This is a genomic window from Kitasatospora sp. NPDC032757 (assembly GCF_055579305.1).
The window spans coordinates 305910-325161 of record NZ_JBVINN010000001.1 but is presented as its reverse complement, the minus strand read 5'-3'; the positions used below and the strand labels follow the sequence as shown (position 1 = coordinate 325161).

Annotated in this window: 18 protein-coding genes; 10 read left to right on the top strand and 8 right to left on the bottom strand. The window is 74.8% G+C overall.

Features of this window, described 5'->3' with window-relative positions:
• Positions 1 to 55 precede the first annotated feature (55 nt).
• Entirely contained in the window at positions 56 to 994 is a 939-nt protein-coding gene (locus tag ACZ5WK_RS01400; RefSeq protein WP_465543781.1) for a TIGR01777 family oxidoreductase, read from the bottom strand.
• Between the two features lie 315 nt (positions 995 to 1309).
• Between ACZ5WK_RS01400 and asnB the strand changes: the two genes are divergently transcribed.
• Positions 1310 to 3142 (top strand): asparagine synthase (glutamine-hydrolyzing), encoded by a 1833-nt coding sequence (gene asnB / locus ACZ5WK_RS01395; RefSeq protein ID WP_465543779.1) that lies wholly within the window; start codon positions 1310 to 1312, stop codon positions 3140 to 3142.
• A 326-nt stretch (positions 3143 to 3468) separates the two neighbouring features.
• A complete protein-coding gene (locus ACZ5WK_RS01390; protein WP_465544338.1) occupies positions 3469 to 4110 on the top strand; it encodes a YoaK family protein in 642 nt (213 codons plus the stop codon).
• Between the two features lie 75 nt (positions 4111 to 4185).
• Here the strand turns inward: ACZ5WK_RS01390 and ACZ5WK_RS01385 are convergent, their stop codons facing one another.
• Positions 4186 to 4488 (bottom strand): hypothetical protein, encoded by a 303-nt coding sequence (locus ACZ5WK_RS01385; protein ID WP_465543777.1) that lies wholly within the window; start codon positions 4486 to 4488, stop codon positions 4186 to 4188.
• Entirely contained in the window at positions 4485 to 5201 is a 717-nt protein-coding gene (locus ACZ5WK_RS01380; protein WP_465543775.1) for an Rv1733c family protein, read from the bottom strand. Before ACZ5WK_RS01380 ends, ACZ5WK_RS01385 begins: the two co-directional genes overlap by 4 nt.
• A 580-nt stretch (positions 5202 to 5781) precedes the next feature.
• Here ACZ5WK_RS01380 and ACZ5WK_RS01375 point away from each other — a divergent pair.
• Genes ACZ5WK_RS01375 through ACZ5WK_RS01365 form a run of 3 tightly spaced genes read left to right on the top strand, consistent with a single transcriptional unit; the run spans position 5782 to position 9241 of the window.
• Complete coding sequence (locus ACZ5WK_RS01375; protein WP_396323874.1) at positions 5782 to 6306, top strand: PadR family transcriptional regulator; 525 nt, start codon at positions 5782 to 5784, stop codon at positions 6304 to 6306.
• The gene (locus ACZ5WK_RS01370) at positions 6303 to 7013 is read left to right on the top strand and encodes an ABC transporter ATP-binding protein (RefSeq protein ID WP_396323875.1); all 711 of its coding nucleotides are present in this window, start codon (positions 6303 to 6305) and stop codon (positions 7011 to 7013) included. The genes ACZ5WK_RS01375 and ACZ5WK_RS01370 overlap by 4 nt, the downstream gene beginning before the upstream one ends.
• Complete coding sequence (locus ACZ5WK_RS01365; protein ID WP_465543772.1) at positions 7010 to 9241, top strand: ABC transporter permease; 2232 nt, start codon at positions 7010 to 7012, stop codon at positions 9239 to 9241. Before ACZ5WK_RS01370 ends, ACZ5WK_RS01365 begins: the two co-directional genes overlap by 4 nt.
• Before the next feature lie 94 nt (positions 9242 to 9335).
• Here ACZ5WK_RS01365 and ACZ5WK_RS01360 read toward each other — a convergent pair whose 3' ends face one another.
• Both ACZ5WK_RS01360 and ACZ5WK_RS01355 read right to left on the bottom strand, forming a co-directional pair.
• The gene (locus ACZ5WK_RS01360) at positions 9336 to 9800 is read right to left on the bottom strand and encodes a nucleotide triphosphate diphosphatase NUDT15 (RefSeq protein WP_465543770.1); all 465 of its coding nucleotides are present in this window, start codon (positions 9798 to 9800) and stop codon (positions 9336 to 9338) included.
• A gap of 20 nt (positions 9801 to 9820) precedes the next feature.
• Positions 9821 to 11317 carry an SDR family NAD(P)-dependent oxidoreductase gene (locus ACZ5WK_RS01355; protein WP_396323878.1) on the bottom strand — a complete coding sequence of 499 codons (1497 nt, stop codon included), beginning with the start codon at positions 11315 to 11317 and terminating at the stop codon, positions 9821 to 9823.
• 295 nt (positions 11318 to 11612) lie between these two features.
• Between ACZ5WK_RS01355 and ACZ5WK_RS01350 the strand changes: the two genes are divergently transcribed.
• A complete protein-coding gene (locus tag ACZ5WK_RS01350; protein WP_465543768.1) occupies positions 11613 to 13052 on the top strand; it encodes a GuaB1 family IMP dehydrogenase-related protein in 1440 nt (479 codons plus the stop codon).
• A 6-nt stretch (positions 13053 to 13058) separates the two neighbouring features.
• Here ACZ5WK_RS01350 and ACZ5WK_RS01345 read toward each other — a convergent pair whose 3' ends face one another.
• The 3 genes from ACZ5WK_RS01345 to ACZ5WK_RS01335 form a co-directional block, all read right to left on the bottom strand.
• Positions 13059 to 13922, bottom strand: a complete 864-nt coding sequence (locus tag ACZ5WK_RS01345) for a DUF5995 family protein (RefSeq protein ID WP_465543766.1) — start codon at positions 13920 to 13922, stop codon at positions 13059 to 13061.
• 159 nt (positions 13923 to 14081) lie between these two features.
• Entirely contained in the window at positions 14082 to 14477 is a 396-nt protein-coding gene (locus ACZ5WK_RS01340) for a DUF3224 domain-containing protein (protein WP_465543764.1), read from the bottom strand.
• 124 nt (positions 14478 to 14601) lie between these two features.
• Positions 14602 to 15693, bottom strand: coding sequence for a PP2C family protein-serine/threonine phosphatase (locus ACZ5WK_RS01335; RefSeq protein ID WP_465543762.1), 1092 nt, complete (start codon positions 15691 to 15693; stop codon positions 14602 to 14604).
• Between the two features lie 165 nt (positions 15694 to 15858).
• Here ACZ5WK_RS01335 and ACZ5WK_RS01330 point away from each other — a divergent pair, with 165 nt between their 5' ends.
• The 4 genes from ACZ5WK_RS01330 to ACZ5WK_RS01315 all read left to right on the top strand — a co-directional run bounded on the left by ACZ5WK_RS01330 (position 15859) and on the right by ACZ5WK_RS01315 (position 19204).
• On the top strand, positions 15859 to 16851 hold the full coding sequence (locus ACZ5WK_RS01330; protein ID WP_465543760.1) for a pseudouridine synthase: 993 nt from the start codon (positions 15859 to 15861) through the stop codon (positions 16849 to 16851).
• Positions 16852 to 17067: 216 nt separating this feature from the next.
• Positions 17068 to 17229 (top strand): hypothetical protein, encoded by a 162-nt coding sequence (locus ACZ5WK_RS01325; RefSeq protein ID WP_465543758.1) that lies wholly within the window; start codon positions 17068 to 17070, stop codon positions 17227 to 17229.
• A gap of 71 nt (positions 17230 to 17300) precedes the next feature.
• The gene (locus tag ACZ5WK_RS01320; protein ID WP_465543756.1) at positions 17301 to 18140 is read left to right on the top strand and encodes an SDR family NAD(P)-dependent oxidoreductase; all 840 of its coding nucleotides are present in this window, start codon (positions 17301 to 17303) and stop codon (positions 18138 to 18140) included.
• Positions 18137 to 19204, top strand: coding sequence for an S-adenosylmethionine:tRNA ribosyltransferase-isomerase (locus ACZ5WK_RS01315; protein ID WP_465543754.1), 1068 nt, complete (start codon positions 18137 to 18139; stop codon positions 19202 to 19204). The genes ACZ5WK_RS01320 and ACZ5WK_RS01315 overlap by 4 nt, the downstream gene beginning before the upstream one ends.
• Positions 19205 to 19252 lie beyond the last annotated feature (48 nt).

The following is a 19252-nucleotide window of genomic DNA, read 5'->3' as shown; positions in this document are numbered from 1 at the left end:
CGCCGCCCGCCGCCCGCCGCCCGCCGCCCGTCGTACGGGCGGGGCCTGGTGCCGGTCAGCGCCGCAGCCGGCGGGCGAGGTCGACGGCGGCCGCGGGCCAGTGCGGGTGCTCGAAGCCGAAGCCCGCGTCCTGGAGCCGTCCGGGCGCCACCGAGCGGCTCTTGAGCAGCAGTTCGGTGTCCGAGCGGAGGGCGAACGCGCCGAGCTCGGCCATCCGGCGGGTGGCGGGGAGGCCGACGGGGATGCCCCAGGCCCGCCGGATCGCCCGCATGAACGCGCGCTGTGGCAGCGGGTGCGGTGCGGCGAGGTTGACCGGGCCGGCCAGGTCGTCACGGTCGAGCAGGAACCGGACGGCGCGCACGAGGTCCCGGTCGTGGATCCAGGACATGTACTGCGCGCCGCCGTCGATCGGACCGCCGAGCCCGCACCGGGCCAGCCGCAGCATCAGGTCGAAGGCGCCGCCACGGTCGGGGCTCATCACCATGGCGGTGCGCAGCGCGACCCGCCGGGTGTCCGGGGTGGGGGCCTCCTGCTGGGTGCGCTCCCAGGCCCTGGCGATGTCGGCGCTGTAGTCCCAGTACCGGGGGACGTCCGGCTCGCCGCCGCCGAGGACGCCGCTCTCCTCGTCATACGGGGTGCCGAAGTGGTGGGCGTAGATGGTGGCGGTGCTCATCTGCAGCCAGACCCGCGGCGGGCGCTTCGCGGCGCCGACGGCCTCGCCGACGACGCGGGCGGAGTCCACCCGGGAGTCCAGCATCTCGCGCTGGTTGGCCGGCGTGTAGCGGCAGTTGACGCTGCGCCCGGCGAGGTTGATCACGGCGTCGCTGCCGTCGACGGCCTCGGCCCAGCGGCCGAGGGTGCGGCCGTCCCAGTAGAGCTCGCGGTCGCGCTGCGGCCGCCGGGTGAGGATCAGGACGTCGTGACCCTCGGCGGTCAGGGCGCGGTCCAGGATGCGGCCGATCTGGCCGGTGCCTCCGGGTATGACGATTCTCATCAGGTTCCCCCCTCGAAGTGTTGTCTTTAGCTTAATACGAAAATGAACGCGTTCAAAAGGGGGCGGTGCCCGGGTGGCGCCCTCCGATGGAGGGGGCCGTCGCGAGCGGGAGGAGGCGAAGGCGGGTCGTGTCCGACCTCGTACGGCATGGCCGGAAATGTGTCCGGATCGAGGGAACCCCGGGCCCCCGCCGCACGACTGGTGGACCGGGCGCCGACGGGCGGCCGTGCCGGGCCGGGTGCTCCGGGCGGACGGCGCGGTCCGTCCGCCCCGCCAGCCCGGTCCGACTCTGCCCGCCCCAAGGAGTGCACGCGCATGTGCGGAATCACCGGCTGGGCGTCCTTCCACCAGGACGTCCGCCACAGTGCCCCCGTCATCGAGGCGATGACCGCCACCATGGCCCTGCGCGGGCCCGACGCCGGCGGGGTCTGGCTCGGCGCCCACGCCGCGCTCGGCCACCGCCGCCTCGCCGTGATCGACATCGAGGGCGGCGCACAGCCCATGGCCGACCGCCGCGACCACCCGGGCGTCGTCCTGACCTACAGCGGCGAGGTCTACAACCACCACCAGCTGCGCGCCGAACTCCAGGCCAAGGGGCACCGGTTCGAGACCCGCAGCGACACCGAGGTGGTGCTCCGCGCCTACCAGCAGTGGGGCGACGCCCTGGTCGACCGGCTGGAGGGCATGTACGCCTTCGCCATCTGGGACGAGCGGGCCGAGCGCCTGCTGCTCGTCCGCGACCGGCTCGGCGTCAAGCCGCTGTTCTGGGCGCCCGTCGGCGGCGGCCTCGCGTTCGGCTCCGAGCCCAAGGCGCTCTTCGCCCACCCCGAGATCACCCCGACCGTCGACGCCGACGGCCTGCGCGAGGCCTACAGCCTGCTCTTCAACACCGGCCCCACCGTCTGGGCCGGCGTCCGCGAGGTCCAGCCCGGCGGCCTGCTCGTCCTCGACCGGGACGGCATCCGGGAGCGGCGGTACTGGGAGCTGCAGGCCCGCCCGCACACCGACGACCTCGCCGCCACCACCGAGCAGGTCCGCTCGCTGGTCAACCGCGCCGCCCGTGCCCAGCTGGAGGCCGACGTCCCGCTCTGCAGCCTGCTCTCCGGCGGCCTGGACTCCACCGTCGTCACCGCGCTGGTCGCCGACGAACTCCGGCTGACCGAGGGCCCGCAGGCCAAGCTGCGCTCCTACGCCGTCGACTACAGCGACCAGGCCGAACAGTTCACCGGCGACGTGCTGCGCACCGGCCACGACACCCCGTACGCCGCCGAGGCCGGCGCCTTCATCGGCAGCGACCACTCCACCGTCGTCCTCGACCCGGGCGCCCTGCTCGACCCGGAGAACCGCCGGGCCGTCGTCGTCTCCCGTGACTCGCCGATCGGAGTCGGCGACATGGACACCTCGCTCTACCTGCTGTTCGGCGAGATCCGCAGGCACTCCACCGTCGCCCTGTCCGGCGAGGCGGCGGACGAGGTGTTCGGCGGCTACCCGTGGTTCCACACCCCCAGGGCGCTCGCCGCGCAGACCTTCCCCTGGCTGCTCGTCACCGGCGACGAGGCGGCCATGCCGATCAACCCGGACCTCGCCGCACACCTGCGCATCGGCGAGTTCCGCGACGACACCTACCGCACCGCGCTCGCCGCCGTCCCGCACCTGGACGACGAGAGCCCCGCCGAACACCGCCAGCGCGAGATGCAGCACGTCTCGCTCACCCGCTGGCTGCGCCAGCTGCTGCACCGCAAGGACCGCCTTTCGATGGCGCAGGGCCTGGAGGTCCGCGTCCCCTACTGTGACCACCGTCTGGTCGAGTACGCCTTCAACACCCCCTGGGCGATGAAGAGCCACGACGGGCGGGAGAAGAGCCTGCTCCGCTCCACCGGCCAGGGCATCGCGCCGGACTCGGTGCTCTGGCGGCCGAAGAACCACTACCCGACCACCCACCACGCCGACTACAACAGCGGCCTGCAGCGCCTCGCGCGCGAGGCGCTCGACGCGCCGCACGTGCGCGACATCGCCGACGAGACGGTCATCAAGGCCAGCCTCGACACCCCGGCCGAGCAACTGGAGTGGGGCCACCGGCTGCGCCTGGAGCGGGTCGTCGACCTCGCGCTCTGGCTCGACCATCACCGCCCGGCGCTCGCCGTCTGACGGCCCGCCCGCGGCACCGCCCCCGTCCCGGAGAGCGTCCGGGACGGGGGCGGTGCCGCTTCCGGGGCACGTGCCGGGGGCTCGGTGGTGGGGTGTGGTGGCGGGGCCGTGGTGGTCGGGTCTCGGTGGCCGGGTGCCGGATGGGGCAGGGGTGGTTCGGGCGCCGTGTCCGGGGACGGGGGGCGTGGCGACCGGGGTTCGGCGCGACCCGGAGGGCCGGGCGGGCGTAGAACGGACGGAGAGATCGCCGGGTGTCACCGGGCGCGCCGCACGACCGGAGGAGAACAGGCTTGAAGACCGACCCCCGCCACGGCCCGCTCGTCCCGATGCTGCTCGTGCTCACCGTCGTCACCGGGCTGGTCGACGCGGTCAGCTACCTCGCCCTCGGACACGTCTTCGTCGCCAACATGACCGGGAACGTCGTCTTCCTCGGGTTCGCCCTCGCGGGCGCGCCCGGCCTCTCGGTGACGGCCGCGCTCGCGGCGCTGGCCGCCTTCCTCCTCGGCGCGCTCGCCGGCGGCCGGCTCTGCGAACGGCTGCCCGGCAACCGGGGGCGGCTGCTGGTGGTCTCCGCCGTCGTCCAGGCCGTCCTGCTGGCCGGCGGAACCGCCCTCGCCGCGCTGGCGGGGCACACCGCCGGCCCGGTCCGTTACCCGCTGATCGGCCTGCTCGGCTTCGCGATGGGCCTGCAGAACGCCGTCGTCCGCCGTATCGGGGTGCCGGACCTCACCACCACCGTCCTCACCATGACCATCACCGCCCTCGCCGCCGACCGGTCCGGCCCCCGCAGACTGGCCTCGGCGGTCTGGATGTTCGGCGGCGCCCTGCTCGGGGCGGTGCTCGTCCTGCACGCCGACGTCCCGGCCGCGCTGGCCCTCGCCCTCGCCCTGCTCGCCGCCGTCGCGGCCTTCGCCCATCACGCCTCGCGCACCCAGCCCGCCTGGGTGGACCCGGACGGCGCGCCCTGACGGACCGTTGGGTCCCGAGGGACCGGCGCGTCCTGACGGACCGGCGGCCCCCGACGGACCGCCGGGCCCAGCGGGTCACTCCACCTGGCGCGCGTCCGGCGCCTGCCCCGGCCGGTGCGGCCGGCCGACGTCGGCCCTGGCCTGTTCCGCGGCGATCAGCGGGCCGACCACGTCCTCGACCGTGCGGTGCGAGATCTCCGCGAACGCGCGGACCCAGTCCACGAGTTCGGCCGGCAGCCGGAGGGTGGGGCGGCGCGTCGCCCCGGCCCCGGGATCGCCGGCACTCCCGGCAAGCCCGGCAGCCCCGTCCTGCGGCTCCCGGAGGCGGGCGGTGAGCCGGTCGGTGGTGAAGGCGATGAGCACGGGGGTCTCCGTCATTCGTCCTGCGGCCCGCCGGGGCTGCTGGCGGTGCGGCCGCTCCACCTGGGTTCGTGCCGGGCCCAGGACTCCTCCCAGGCCCGGTCGGCCTGCCGGTCGAGGACGCGCAGGCGTAGTGCGAGGGCGCCGCCGAGCGCGGTGGCGACGGCGAGGAAGCCGGCGAGTCCGGCGCAGACGGCGTCGGCGATCAGGCCGTTCCTGGTCGTGGGCGGAGCGGTGGGGGTGCCGGCCCCGTCGAGCCAGAGGGTGACGGTGGAACCGGCGGTGGTGGTGTGGCGGACCTCGATAGCGCCGGTGCGCGGCTGCCCGTCGGGGGCCGTCCAGGTGGCCTCGGCGGTGAGCAGGTTCTGGTAGTCGCCGGTGCGGCGGGCGCTCGTCGTGGCACCGGGCCGGTCGACGCTCTGGACGACGGCGTCGACCGGGTGCAGGCGGGCGCGGTCGGCGGCCGCCGACCGCGCGGTGGCCTGGTAGCCGAGCAGCGCACCGGCGACGGCGGCCACGAGGGCGAGGAGGACGCCCAGCGCCGCCGCGAGCCGTGCGCGACTGCGACTGCGGTCCAGCGGGCGGTCGAGCGGCAGGTCGAGCGCCCGGCCGAGGGGCCCGCCCAGCGGCCGCACCGAAGCGGCGGGGCGCGCGCCGAGGGCCCGCCGCAGCTCCCGGCCGACTCGCCGCGGCAGCGACCCGGGCCTGGCCGGGCGGGGTGTGCTGGACACGATGCGCGCTCCTCGGGGTACGTGGGGCAACGGTGCGAGGCGATCGTGCGAGGCGCCCGGTCGGGCACCCCGGCCGGATGCCCGGACTGCCACAGCCGGCGGTACTGCGGGCATCCAATCTCCCTCCGCTCCCCGCCCGCGCACAAGAGCGTCCGGGCCCGCACCACCCGGGTCCGGCCCGCGAACCGGGACGTTCGGCCCTCGGCGGGGGAGGGGCCGGCGGGGCAGGCTGGGAGTGGTCGCGCCCTCCGAGTGCCGGGGCGCGGCAGGTCCGGCGTGCTGTGGGGGCGTGCCGGACCGTGGTGCGGGGCGGGGGGCGGACGTGGGGCCGCCTCCCGCTCGCGCCGTCCGAACGCTTCCGCTCGGAAGCGGCGCCTCTGCTTGGACGCGCGGTCCACCTGGCCCGTCCCGGACGCGCGGTCCCGAACGCTTTCGCCTGAACGCGCCGTTCCCCCTTCGCCGGCTCGCTCGCGCCGTCCGAACGCCTCCGCCCGGACGCCTCGCTCATCGTCTTCGCAGGTCACATCCGTATTCTCGCCAGCTATACACCCGGAGTATACGCCTGATGTATGGTCATCTCATGAGTGTTCCTTTGACCCTTCTCGGGCTGCTGGAGCGAGAGCCGAGCCATGGCTACGACCTCAAGCGCGACTACGACGCCTTCTTCGGGCGGGGCAAGCCCCTGCCGTACGGTCAGGTCTACGCCACGCTCGGCCGGCTGGCGCGGGACGGCAAGGTCGTGGCCGGCGAGGCGGAGCCCGGCGACGGGCCCGAGCGCAAGCGCTACGTGATCACCGACGCCGGTGTGACGGAGTTCGAGCACTGGCTCACCGAGCCCGTCTCGCCCGAACCGAACCTGCAGACGGTGCTCTTCACCAAGGTCGTGCTGGCCCTGATGCTCGGCCGCGACGCCGAGGTCTACCTCGACACCCAGCGCGCCGCCCACATGCGGCGGATGCGCGAACTGACCGACCTGCGCCGCAACGGAGCGCTGGTCGACGCCCTGCTCGCCGACCACGGACTCTTCCACCTGGAGGCCGACTTGCGCTGGATCGACCTGACCACCGCCCGCCTGGACGCGCTGGCCGAGGCGGTGCGGTCATGACGCTGCTGATCGAGGCTCACGACATCACCCTCGCCTTCGGCGAGACCCCGGCCCTGCGCGGGGCGAGCCTGGCCGTCCACGCCGGCGAGGTGCTCGCCATCATGGGCCCCAGCGGCTCCGGCAAGTCCACCCTGCTGCACTGCCTGGCCGGCATCCTCACCCCCGACTCGGGCGAGGTCCGCTTCAACGGGCAGCGGATCGACACCATGGGCGAGGCCCAGCGCAGCGCCCTGCGCCGTGACAGGTTCGGCTTCGTCTTCCAGTTCGGCCAGCTCGTCCCGGAGTTGACCGCCGAGGAGAACGTCGCACTGCCGCTGCTGCTGAGCGGCACCAAGCGGGCGGCGGCCCTGGCCGAGGCCCGGCCCTGGTTCGCCAGGCTCGGCCTGGACGGCATGGAACGGCGCCGCTCCGGCGAGCTGTCGGGCGGTCAGGCGCAGCGCGTCGCGCTGGCCCGCGGGCTGGTGGCGCGGCCGCAGGTGCTGTTCGCCGACGAGCCGACCGGCGCGCTGGACTCGCTCACCGGCGAGCAGGTGATGGAGCTGATGGTCGGCGCCGCGCGCGAACAGGGCACCACCGTCATCCTGGTCACCCACGAGCCACGGGTCGCCTGCTACGCCGACCGCGAGGCGATCGTCCGGGACGGCAAGGCCACCTCGCTCCCGGCGGGACCGGCGGCCGACCGCGCGGCGGAACGGATCGCCTCGTGATCCACTTCGCACTGCGCCTCGCCGTCAGCGGCGGGCGGGAGGCCGTGGCCCGGCTGGTGATGATCGCGGCGGCCGTGGCGATCGGCGTCGGCCTGCTGCTCTCGACGCTGGCCAGTCTCAATGCCGTCGACCGTGCCAACGAGCGGCAGTTCTGGATGAACACGGGGGTCAAGACCCGCACCGAGACGGCCCAGGTGGACCCGCTCTGGTGGTACGGCCACGGCGACTTCTACCAGGGCAAGCAGGTCTTCGAGGCCGAGGTCGCGGCCACCGGCCCGACCTCGCCCGTCCCGCCCGGCCTGAGCAGGGTGCCGGCGCCCGGCGAGTACTACGCCTCGCCCGCCCTGGCCGAGCTGCTGCGCGACGTCCCGGCCGTCGAGCTGGCCGACCGACTTCCGGGCCGGCTGGCCGGGATCCTGGGTGACGAGGCCCTGCCGTCGCCGGACTCGTTGTCGGTGGTCATCGGCCGCACCGTGGACGAGGTCAAGGCCGCGCCGAGGGCCGCGGCCGTGACGACCATCGCCACCGCGGTCCCGACCGAGTGCGACAACGACTGCTACGGCCAGGGCGTACGCGGCGACGCGATGACGCTCATCCTCTCCGTGGTGGCCGGTGCGCTGATCTTCCCGGTGCTGATCTTCATCGGCACCGCCACCCGCCTGTCCGCCGCCACCCGGGAGCAGCGCTTCGCCGCGATGCGGCTGGTCGGCGCCACCCCGGGGCAGGTGTCGGCGATCTCGGCCGTCGAGTCCACGGTGGCGTCGGTGGTCGGCACGGTCATCGGCTTCGGCCTGTACTTCGCGCTGCGTCCGCTGGTCGCCACCGTTCCGTTCACCGGGGACCGCTTCTTCGCCGCCGACCTGAGCCTGAGCGCGCTTCAGGCGGGCGGTGTCGCGCTGGGCGTGCCGGCAGCGGCGGCGCTCGCCGCCCGGTTCGCACTGCGCCGGGTCACCATCTCGCCACTGGGCGTCACCCGCCGGGTCACCCCGCAACCGCCGCGAGCCTGGCGGCTGGCTCCGTTGCTGGCCGGCCTCGCCGAGCTCGGCTACTTCGTCGACAACCGGCCGGCGACCACCAACGGGCAGACGGCGGCCTACCTCACCGGCTTTCTGCTGGTGATGCTGGGGCTGGTGATCGCCGGCCCGTGGCTGACCATGGTCGCCGCCCGTACGGTGGCCCGGCGCACCAGCCGCCCGGCCACGCTGATCGCGGTGCGCCGCCTCTCGGACGACCCCAAGGCGGGGTTCCGCTCGGTCGCGGGCCTGATCCTGGCGCTGTTCGTCACCACCGCGACGGTCTGCATCATCGGCACGATCAACGAGAACCGCGGTGCGCTGAGCGGAGATCCGGGGACCCGCAACGCCGTGGTGCACACCTCCGGGGACATTCAGGGGCCCACGGTGATCGACTCCGTGTCCGACAGCGTGCTGGCCGCGGCCCGGGCCGTTCCCGGCTTCCAGGGACTGACGCTGGCGCACGCCAATCCGGCGGGGATCGGCAAGGACCCGGCGGACCCCCGCCCGTTCCCGCCCGCTCTGGTGCTCTGCTCGGAGTTGGCGCAGACCCCGGTGATCGGCCACTGTGCGCCGGGGGCGAGCGTCGCGGCCGTCCCGATGTGGCAGTTCGTCGATCTGCGGAGCGCCGTGGCCCAGGAGTGGCCGGCCGCACCGGTGTCGGCGGAGGAGGTGGCCCAGCTGCCGGTGAAGATGATCTACGCGACCGCCGACGGGTCGCCGGCGGCCATGGAGCAGCTGAGGACGCTGTTCACCAAGGCCTACCCGAGGTTGGAGGCCCGCATGGTCGCGGACTGGGGCACCACCTCGCAGAAGGAGCTCGCGGGCTGGCGGCAGCTGGCCGACGTGGTTCTGCTGACCACCCTGCCGATCGCCGGCTGCAGCCTCGCGGTCAGCGTGGTGGCCGGCCTCGCCGACCGGCGGCGGCCGTTCGCGATGCTGCGGCTCACCGGTGCGCCGCTCGGCCTGCTGCAACGGGTGATCGGCCTGGAGAGCGCGCTGCCGCTGCTCCTGGTGTCGGCGCTCTCGATCGGGACGGGCTTCTCGGCGGCGGCCATGTTCCTCAAGTCGCAGATGAACTACGACCTGGTGTCGCCGGGCACGCTGTACTACGTGCTGACCGCGGTCGGCCTGGTGGCCTCGCTCGGGATCATCGCCTCGACGCTCCCGCTGCTGAAGCGGATCACCGGCCCGGAGGCGGCCCGCAACGGCTGAACCCGCCGCGGTCACGCGCGCACCGCGCCCCGACCGCAACGGCTGAACCCGCCGCGGTCACGCGCACCGCGCCCGGCCCGCAGCGGCTACCCCGTCACCTGCTTCCGCCGGTGACGGGGTACGCGTACGTCCCGGCCCGGAGCGCCGAGGGGGCGTCCGGCAGCCAGCTGCCCAGTACCAGCGCGGACGGGTAGAACATCGGCCCGGGCAGCGTGTCGAGCGGGAACCGCTCCCAGCCGGCGCACGCGTGCGGCTCGGTGACCTCGGCGGCGGCCAGGCTCGGCGGCGCGAGCACGGCCGCGGTGAGCCGGGGGCGGCCCAGCTCGTGGTCGAGCAGCACGGCCAGCACCCGCATCCGTTCGGCCGGCAGCACGATGCCGGTCTCCTCGGCCAGTTCCCGGGCGGCGGCCTGTTCGAAGGACTCGCCCGGGTCGTCCACCTTGCCGCCGGGCAGGCTCCAGGTGGGCGGCTCGCCGGCCGTGATCCGGCGGCCGAGCAGGACCCGGCCGTCCCCGGTGGGCACGATGACGCCGGCGCCGAGCAGTGGTGCGGTGGTCAACTCGGTTTCTCCTTGCAGGGCTACCAGGCGGCGCGGTCGAAGTCCTTGAGGAAGCAGCCGTAGAGGTCCTCGCCCTGCTCGCCGCGGACGATCGGGTCGTACACCCGGGCCGCGCCGTCGACCAGGTCGAGCGGGGCGTGGAAGCCCTCGTCGGCCAGGCGCATCTTGTCCGGGTGCGGGCGCTCGTCGGTGATCCAGCCGGTGTCGACGGCGGTCATCAGGATGCCGTCGGTCTCGAACATCTCCTGCGCACTGGTGCGGGTGAGCATGTTCAGCGCGGCCTTGGCCATGTTGGTGTGCGGGTGGCCGGCGCCCTTGTAGCCGCGCTGGAACACCCCCTCCATCGCGGAGACGTTGACCACGTACTTGCGGCGGGACGCCGAGGCGGCCATCGCCGGGCGCAGCCGGCTGATCAGGATGAACGGCGCGGTGGAGTTGCAGAGCTGCACCTCCAGCAGCTCGACCGGGCCGACCTCGTTGACGGTCTGCACCCAGCTGTTGGTGGGCGCGAGGTCGGGCACCAGGCCGCCGGCGTCGATCGCGGTGCCGGCCTCGATCCGGGCGGGCGTCGCGGAGCCGGTGACCAGCGCGAGCGAGGTGACGTCCTCGGCGGACAGCCGCTCCTGGGCGCCGGTGGCCTGCGCGGGCAGGGCCGGCAGGTCCACGCTGCCGCTGCCGAAGCGGCCGATGGTGGTGGACTGCGGCAGCTCGCCGGCCGGCAGCGGGGCCGACTCGGCGTTGACCAGCTCGCGGTAGGACTCCGGCGGGCGGCGCACGGTCTGCGCGGCGTTGTTGATCAGGATGTCCAGCGGGCCGTCCGCGGCGACCTCGTCGGCCAGCGCCATCACCTGGGCAGGGTCGCGCAGGTCGATCCCGATGATCTTCAGCCGGTGCAGCCAGTCGGCGCTGTCCGGCATCGCGGTGAAGCGGCGGATGGCGTCGTTGGGGAAGCGGGTGGTGATGGTGGTGTGGGCGCCGTCGCGGAGCAGCATCAGCGCGATGTACATGCCGATCTTGGCCCGGCCGCCGGTGAGCAGGGCGCGCTTGCCGGTGAGGTCGGCGCGGGCGTCGCGGCGGGCGCGGTTCTTGACCGCGCAGGCCTGGCAGAGGTTGTGGTAGAAGGCGTCCACCTCGACGTACCGCTGCTTGCAGGTGTAGCAGGAGCGGGGGCGCTCCAGGATGCCGGCGATCTCGGTGGTGGTGACGGTGGTCAGGCCGAAGGCGCCGGCCGTCTCGTCGTCGATCCGGGTCGGCGCGCCGGTGGCCGTCCGGGCGGTGACGGCGCGGTCGTTGGCGGTCTTGCGGGCCCGGGTCTCCTGGCGGCGGCGCTGCTTGAGCGTGCGGAATATGCCGCCGACCGCCTGGCGGACGGTGATCGCGTCCGGGTGGTCGACGTGCAGTTCGTCCAGCTCGGCGAGCACGTCGAGGCAGAGCCGCAGCCGCTCCGGGTCGAGGCCGGGACCGTAGTCGATCTCCTCCTCGGATCCCTCGGTGCCGTTCTCCTGCTGGATGTCCACGCCCGCCGTCATCGCCCGCTGCCGCTTTCCTGGATTGCCTCGCCGTTACCGCGTGAATGCTACGGGAGCGGCCCCGGCCGGGGCGAAAAGCCGATCACTTGGAGAAACCTCCAAGCCTGCGGGTCCCCGGGTGATCATGGTTTGTGCACTGCGCCAGCAATCGTCCTCGAACTGGCTTTTGCCCCCACCGTGCCGGAGAATCGAATGTTGGGTGCGGGGCGCCCGAGTGCGCCCCGCGGCCTCGCCGCAACCGCACCCGAGGTGTACCTTCTCCCAGCCAGAGAGCCCTATCTTCATGCGCTTCCTGAACGACCTCAAGCCCTCGTACGACCTCACGTACGACGACGTCTTCATGGTCCCCAGCCGCTCCGCCGTGGGCTCCCGGCAGGGTGTCGACCTCTCCTCGAACGACGGCACCGGCACCACGATCCCGCTCGTCGTCGCCAACATGACCGCCATCGCCGGCCGCCGGATGGCCGAGACCGTCGCCCGCCGCGGCGGCCTGGTCGCCATCCCGCAGGACATCCCCACCGACGTGATCGCCGACGTCATCGGGTGGGTCAAGCAGCGCCACCTGGTGCACGACACCGCCATCACCCTCGACCCCGGTGCCACCGTCGCCGAGGCGCTCTCGCTGCTGCCCAAGCGGGCGCACGGCGCGCTGGTCGTGGTCGAGGACGGCCGGCCGGTCGGCGTGGTCACCGACTCCGACTGCCAGGGCGTCGACCGCTTCACCAGCCTCGCCGACGTCATGTCGCGCGACCTGCTGCTGCTCGACGAGGGCATCGACCCGCGCGCCGCCTTCGACCGGCTCAGCGAGGCGCACCGCAAGCTCGCCCCGGTCGTGGACGCCGAGGGCAAGCTGGTCGGCCTGCTGACCCGCAAGAACGCCCTGCGCGCCACCCTCTACACCCCGGCCGTGGACGCGCGGAACCACCTGCGGATCGCCGCCACCGTCGGCATCAACGGCGACGTGGCCGGCAAGGCCAAGGCCCTGATCGAGGCCGGCGCAGACGTGCTGGTCGTCGACACCGCGCACGGCCACCAGGAGTCGATGATCAGCGCGCTGCGCGCGGTGCGCGGGCTGGACCCGCAGATCCCGATCGTGGCCGGCAACGTGGTCTCCGCCGCGGGTGTCCGCGACCTGGTCGAGGCGGGCGCCGACATCCTCAAGGTCGGCGTCGGCCCCGGCGCCATGTGCACCACGCGGATGATGACCGGCGTCGGCCGCCCGCAGTTCTCCGCCGTGCTGGAGTGCGCCGCCGAGGCGCGCAGGCTCGGCAAGCACGTCTGGGCCGACGGCGGCGTCCGCCACCCGCGCGACGTCGCGATGGCGCTGGCCGCCGGCGCGTCCAACGTGATGATCGGCTCCTGGTTCGCCGGCACCTACGAGTCGCCCGGCGACCTCCAGACCACCGCCGACGGCCGCCAGTACAAGGAGAGCTTCGGCATGGCCTCGGCGCGCGCGGTGAGCAACCGCACCGCCCAGGACTCCACGTACGACCGGGCCCGCAAGGCGCTGTTCGAGGAGGGCATCTCGCACTCCCGGATGTTCGTCGACCCGGTCCGCCCCGGCGTCGAGGACCTGATCGACTCGATCGTCGCCGGTGTCCGCAGCTCCTGCACCTACGCGGGCGCCTCCAGCCTGGAGGAGTTCCACGAGAAGGCCGTGGTCGGCATCCAGAGCGCGGCCGGCTACGCCGAGGGCAAGCCGCTGCACTCCAGCTGGGCCTGATCCCGCTCAGCGCACGGCCGGCCGGTTCCTCGCCTCTGGGAGCCGGCCGGCCGTTCCGCTGTCCGCGCCGTGGAACCGTGTGCCGTCCGGGCGGGCACCGTCGGAGCACGTGCCGGCGGACCGGGTGTCGTGCGGGCGGGCCTCCTGCGAGCAGGCCTCCTGGGAGCGGGGCCCGTCCGGTCGGGTGCCGTGGAACCCCAGCGGGGTGAGCAGGGCCCGGCCGAGCAGGCCGACCGAGGTGTCCAGCGCGGCGGTGAGCGCCGCAGCGGCGCACGGCACCTCGCGCAGCTCCCAGAGTGCGCCGACGCTCGCCCAGGCCGCGTCCCGGGCGGCATCCACCGACCAGGCACCGACCCGGTGCGTCAGCGGCTCGGCCCGCTCCAGCACGTCCGGCCCCGGCATCAGCTGCTCCCGCACGGCCGTCTCCACCGCGGCGAGCAGGCCGTTGATCCGGTGGTAGTCGGCGGCGAGCTGCCCGGGCGTGCGGCCGAGCCGGTGGCAGGTGTCGATCACGGCGAGCGGCAGGTCGTGCTGGATGTGGGCGTTCATCCCGGCCAGCGCGAACTGAAGGGGGTGGACCCCCGGCTCCGCCCGCAGGTCGAACAGCGGCCGCCAGCAGGCCGGCGGCCGCCGCCCCGCCGCGACGGCGTCCACGGCCAGCAGGTACCGCCCGGCGAACACCACGTCCAGCTCGGCCATCGCGGCCGGGTCGGCGAAGTACCGGCGGCCGAGGTGGCGGCGGACCGCCTCCGTCACGGTGAGGTACATCCGGTTGAAGACCGCGACACCGTCGTCGTGCGGGAGGCCGGCGCCGATCCCGCGCAGCCGGTGGATCACGTCGTCGACCGCGTGCGCCGAGTTCCGAGCCATCCGTCACCTTCCGCGATCGACGGTTCACCGATCGCCTCATCGTGACAGTGGCGGGCCGGGCGCCGCCGACGCCGCGCAGGCACTCGCGCCGGCGTACCGGCCCGGCCCGTCGGCCCGTACCGACCCGGCCCGGATCGGCTCGTGTCGGACCGGCCCGGGTCAGCCCAGCTCGTACTCCAGGGCGTAGCTGTGCCTGCCCTCGTCGTCCACGATCAGCTCGAAGGTGCCCGTGATCCCCTCCAGCTCGCCCGCGCCGGTGCCCGCCAGCAGCCGGATCGCCAGCCGCTCGCCCCGGCTGTCCGGCGCCGTGTGCTGGAGCACGAAAGAGCCCTTGCGGCCGTCCAGCTCACCGGTGAAGTGCTCCATCGCGACGTACCCGGCCGGGGCGCCCGAGCCGCCCAGCACGGAGAGCATCCGCACCACGCTGCTGCCCGTCAGGCCGCCCGTGAACTCCTTGGCCATCCGGACCCGGCCGAGCGTCGCGCCCGGTCGTTCGTCCGTCTCCTCCGGCTCGAACGCCGTCACCTCGAACGCCCCGCCCGTCTTGATCCCCATGACACCGCCCCCTCGACGAACCTGCCCGTGGACGGCGCTCCGCCGACCGCACCGACAGCGTTGCACACGGCACTGACAGCGGCGGCCGACCGAGGCGGGACGGTCGCGGAGCGGGCCGAGCCGCTCAGCGTTCCCAGCGCAGTGCCAGCAGGGCCACGTCGTCGGCCAGGCCGGCGACGTCCACCCAGACGCGGACCTCCGCCAGCAGCTCGTCCAGCACGTCCTCCGGGCTCCCCGCGGACGCCCCCGTCAGCCGCTCCGCCAACGGGAAGAACCGGCCCGCCGCGTTCCGGGCCTCGGACACGCCGTCGGTGTAGAGCAGCAGCAGGTCACCCGCCCGGGGCTCGAAGCCGCCCGCCCGGTAGCTCCCCCCCATCAGGTCGAGCAGCCCCAGCGGCGGGGCGTGCTGCGGCGGCTCCAGCTCGCTCACCCGGCCCGCCGTGCGCAGCAGCGGGTGCGGATGGCCGCAGTTGACCAGCTGCGCCGCGCCGCCCGCCGGGTCCACCCCCAGCAGCAGCGCCGTGACGAACCGCTCGTTCACCGGGCGGCTCGCCAGCGCCGAGTCCAGCCGCTCCGCCACCCGGGCCAGCTCCGGCTCCGTGCGGGCCGCCTCCCGGAACACCCCCAGCACGTCCGCCGCAGTCTCCACCGCCGGCAACCCGTGCCCCTGCACGTCCCCCAGCAGGATCCGGATCCCGTACGGGCCCTGCGCCACCTCGTAGAGGTCCCCGCCGATCCGCGCCTCGGCGGCCGCGGCGACGTACCGCACCGCCACCCGCAGCGGCCCGAGCCGCTCCGGCGGCGGCCGCAGCAGCGCCCGCTGCGCCGCCTCGGCCACCGTGCGGACCTGGAAGAGCTCGCGTTCCCGCGCGGCCACCAGCACCACGTTCCCGGCGCTGGCCAGCGTGGCGGCGAGCACGGTGATCAGCGCGGTCAGGTGGACGGAGACGGGCAGGGCGCGGTTGGTGACCTCCAGCAGGCCGACCGCGACGATGGCGGCCGCTCCCGTGAGCAGTGGCACCCGGGCCCGCCGGGTGGTCGCCCCGGCCAGCACCGGCGCCACCGCGAGCACGGGGGAGAGGGTCGTCCCCGGCCCGGACACCAGGTCGGCCACCACGGCCGCGATCAGCAGGAGGTACGCGCCGGCGAGCAGCAGCCTCGTCCGCCGCGGCAGGTGCAGCGGCGGCACCGCGTCCTGCGGTCGGTCGACGGTCACGCGTACGCCTCCAGCGGGGTCGGCGGGGGCCTCACCGTCCACTCTCCACCGCGGCGGCCGCCATCGGCACGTCGGACGCGGGCGTCCCGCTCTCCCAGCGGCCGCCCCGGCCTCCCATTGGCCGCCCCGGGGTGCCGGCGACGGCCCGGATAGGCTGGCGGCGAGATGAGACGCAAGAGCAAGCCGGTCGCCCCCCTTCCACAGCGCCGCGGGGTGGACCCGGTGCACCTGCGGCTGCCCGTGGAGGGGCCCTGGCCGACGGTGCGCGCGTACCTGGCCGAGCGGCTGCCAACGGTGGCGCCGGAGCGGATCGACGCGCTGCTGCACGGCCGCGAGATCGTCGGCCAGGGCGGGCCGATCGGGCCGGACGAGCCGTTCCGGCCGGGGGCGCACCTCTGGCTCTACCGCGAGTTGCCGGACGAGGTCCCCGTCCCGTTCGAGGTGGCGGTGGTGCACCGCGACGAGCACCTCGTCGTGGTCGACAAGCCGCACTTCCTGGCCACCACCCCGCGCGGCCGGCACGTCGTGGAGACGGCGCTCTCCCGGCTGCGGCACTCGCTGGACCTCCCCGCCCTCAGCCCGGCCCACCGGCTGGACCGGCTGACGGCGGGCCTGGCGATGTTCGTGGTGCGCCCCGAGGAGCGCGGCTCCTACCAGACGCTCTTCCGCGACCGGCTGGTCCGCAAGGAGTACCGGGCGATCGCGCCGTACGACCCGGCGCTCGCGCTGCCGCGCACCGTGCGCAGCCACATCGTCAAGGAGCGCGGCGTGATCGCGGCCCGGGAGCTGGACGCCCCGCCGAACAGCGAGAGCCGGATCGAGCTCGTCGAGCACCGCGACGGCCTCGGCCACTACCGGCTGCTCCCGCTCAGCGGGCGCACCCACCAGCTGCGGTTGCACATGAGCGGCCTGGGCCTGCCGATCCTCGGCGACCCGGTGTACCCGGTGCTGCTGCCGGAGGCGGCCCCGGACGACTTCCGCCGTCCGCTGCAACTGCTCGCCTCCACGGTCGAGTTCACCGACCCGCTGACCGGCCGCCCGCGCCGCTTCGAGAGCCGCCGCACGCTCGCCGCCTGGTCGGACCCGGCCGCCTGGGCGGGCCCGGAGGGATGGCCGGACGGCCGGGAGCACCCGGCCACGGTGCCCGACGCGCCGTAGGGCGCGTCCGACGGTTCGCGTCGCGCGCCCGGCGGCAACTGCCTGACACGCCCCGGGCCCGGGGCGGGCCCGGGGCGGCGAGCGACGCGGCCGTGCACCGGCTGCTGCGGTACTACGTCGACGGGGCCAGGGACGCGGACGTGCACCTGAGCCCCGGCGCGCACGGCGACGCGACGAGGTTCCGGGACCGCGCCGAGGGAGTCCGAGTCGACGCCGATGGAGGCCAAGGCGCTGGAGGGGCTTGCGATCAGCCCGGCCATGGCCGGCCACCCAGCCGCCGAGGTCCGGTCCGTGTGCGAGGCCTCGGCGGACGCCTACCGGCGTACCGGCGACGACACCGGGGCGGCGCGCGTCCTCGGCCTCCTGATCCAGCCCTAGGCCCAAGGGATGACCCGGTCCCGGGCCGGGTGGCCGATCCGGCGGCGGCCGTCCGGGGCGATCGTGGTGCCATGAACACCGCATCGCAGCACACCGTCCAGCCCGTCGCCCAGGACACCGCCCAGCCCGTCGCAGTGATCACCGGCGCCTCGCGCGGCCTCGGTCTGGCGCTCGCCAGGGCGCTGGCCGCCGACGGCTGGCAGCTGGTGATCACGGCTCGCGACCGGGCCGCGCTCGCCGCCGCAGAGGCCGAGCTGGCTGCCGTCACCAAGGTCACCGCGCCGGCCGGTTCGGTCGTCGACGACGACCACCGCGCGCGCCTGGCCGAGGCCGCCGCCGCGCTCGGCGGCGCGACGCTCCTGGTCAACAACGCCGGCACGCTGAACGGTTCGGACGCGGGCGGCGAACCGCTGCCCCGGCTCGCCGACGTCCCGCTTCCCGACCTGCTGGAGATGTTCGAGGTCAACGCCCTCGCGCCGGTCGCCCTGACCCAGCTCCTGCTGCCGCAGCTGCGCGCGCACTCCGGCGCCCTGCTCAACATCAGCTCCGACGCGGCCGTCGAGGCCTACGAAGGCTGGGGCGGGTACGGCGCGAGCAAGGCCGCGCTGGACCACGCCTCCGCCGTACTGGCCCGGGAGGAGCCGCAGTTGCACGTCTGGGCGGTCGACCCGGGCACCATGCGGACCAGGATGTACCAGGAGGCCTGCCCGGGCGAGGACATCTCCGCCGAGCCGCTGCCGGAGGCCGTCGCCCCCGCCCTGCTCGGTCTGCTCCGCGACCGTCCCGCCTCCGGCCGCTACCGGGCCGCCGACCTGCTCGCCGTCACCGACACGGCCACCGACACCGTGGCCACTGCCACTGCCACTGCCACGGCCCCTGCCACCGCAGCCACTGCCCAGGGCGACCGATGACCGCACTCACCGACCCCGGGATCGACGTCACCGTCCCGCCCGAACTCTCCGCCCGCGCACCCGCGGAGGCCCGCGGGACCGCCCGCGACGGCGTGCGGATGCTGGTCGGCCGCCGCGACGGCACCGCCGTCGAGCACCGCCGGTTCACCGACCTGCCCGAGGTGCTGCGCCCCGGCGACCTCCTGGTGGTCAACAACTCGGCCACCCTGCCCGCCGCGCTGGCCGGCCGGCTGCCGGACGGCGGCCCCGTCGCGCTGCACCTCTCCTCCGCCCAGCCCGACCAACGTGGCTCCTTCCTGGTGGAGTTGCGCCGGCCGGCACCCGGCGAGGCCGCCGCCTACTACCCGCCGGAGGAGTCCCCGGCCCGCCCGGGGCTGCGGGTGGCGCTGCCGGGCGGCGGCTCGGCCGAGCTGGTCGAGGCGTTCACCGCCCGCCTCTGGTACGCCCGACTCGACCTGCCCGCACCGCTGTTGGGCTATCTGGCCCGCCACGGCAAGGCCATCCGGTACGGCTACGTGGACGGCGACTGGCCGATCGAGGCGTACCAGACGGTCTTCGCAGCCGTCCCGGGCAGCAGCGAAATGCCCAGCGCCGCCCGACCGTTCACCGCCGAAGTGGTGGCCCGGCTGGCCGGCCGCGGGGTGCTGGTCGCGCCGATCACCCTGCACACCGGCGTCGCCTCCCCCGAGGCGCACGAGACCCCGTACGCCGAACGGTTCCAGGTGCCGGCCGCCACCGCCCGCCTGGTCGGCCACGTCCGGTCCGGCGGCGGCCGGGTGATCGCGGTCGGCACCACCGCCGTCCGTGCCCTGGAGTCGGCCGCCGCCCCGGACGGCACCGTCCACCAGGCCGACGGCTGGACGGAGTTGGTGATCACCCCCGAGCGCGGCGTCCGTGCCGTGGACGGCCTCCTCACCGGCTGGCACGAGCCCCGCGTCTCCCACCTGCTCATGCTCGCCGCCGTCGCCGGTCGCCCCCTGCTGGAGCGCTGCTACGCGGAGGCGGTCCGCCACCGCTACCTGTGGCACGAGTTCGGCGACGTCAACCTGCTGCTGCCCGACTAGGGCCGGACAGGACGTGGGCGCGATCGCCCGGGGAGGGCCACCCCAGGG

What these genes read in the sequence shown, in the direction of transcription:
- ACZ5WK_RS01400 (WP_465543781.1), bottom strand. Translation starts at nt 994, where the DNA reads ATGAGAATCGTCATACCCGGAGGCACCGGCCAGATCGGCCGCATCCTG.
- ACZ5WK_RS01390 (WP_465544338.1), top strand. Translation starts at nt 3,469, where the DNA reads ATGCTGCTCGTGCTCACCGTCGTCACCGGGCTGGTCGACGCGGTCAGC.
- ACZ5WK_RS01350 (WP_465543768.1), top strand. Translation starts at nt 11,613, where the DNA reads ATGCGCTTCCTGAACGACCTCAAGCCCTCGTACGACCTCACGTACGAC.
- ACZ5WK_RS01370 (WP_396323875.1), top strand. Translation starts at nt 6,303, where the DNA reads ATGACGCTGCTGATCGAGGCTCACGACATCACCCTCGCCTTCGGCGAG.
- ACZ5WK_RS01325 (WP_465543758.1), top strand. Translation starts at nt 17,068, where the DNA reads ATGGAGGCCAAGGCGCTGGAGGGGCTTGCGATCAGCCCGGCCATGGCC.
- ACZ5WK_RS01385 (WP_465543777.1), bottom strand. Translation starts at nt 4,488, where the DNA reads ATGACGGAGACCCCCGTGCTCATCGCCTTCACCACCGACCGGCTCACC.
- ACZ5WK_RS01340 (WP_465543764.1), bottom strand. Translation starts at nt 14,477, where the DNA reads ATGGGGATCAAGACGGGCGGGGCGTTCGAGGTGACGGCGTTCGAGCCG.
- ACZ5WK_RS01320 (WP_465543756.1), top strand. Translation starts at nt 17,301, where the DNA reads ATGAACACCGCATCGCAGCACACCGTCCAGCCCGTCGCCCAGGACACC.
- ACZ5WK_RS01315 (WP_465543754.1), top strand. Translation starts at nt 18,137, where the DNA reads ATGACCGCACTCACCGACCCCGGGATCGACGTCACCGTCCCGCCCGAA.
- ACZ5WK_RS01345 (WP_465543766.1), bottom strand. Translation starts at nt 13,922, where the DNA reads ATGGCTCGGAACTCGGCGCACGCGGTCGACGACGTGATCCACCGGCTG.
- ACZ5WK_RS01330 (WP_465543760.1), top strand. Translation starts at nt 15,859, where the DNA reads ATGAGACGCAAGAGCAAGCCGGTCGCCCCCCTTCCACAGCGCCGCGGG.
- asnB (WP_465543779.1), top strand. Translation starts at nt 1,310, where the DNA reads ATGTGCGGAATCACCGGCTGGGCGTCCTTCCACCAGGACGTCCGCCAC.
- ACZ5WK_RS01375 (WP_396323874.1), top strand. Translation starts at nt 5,782, where the DNA reads ATGAGTGTTCCTTTGACCCTTCTCGGGCTGCTGGAGCGAGAGCCGAGC.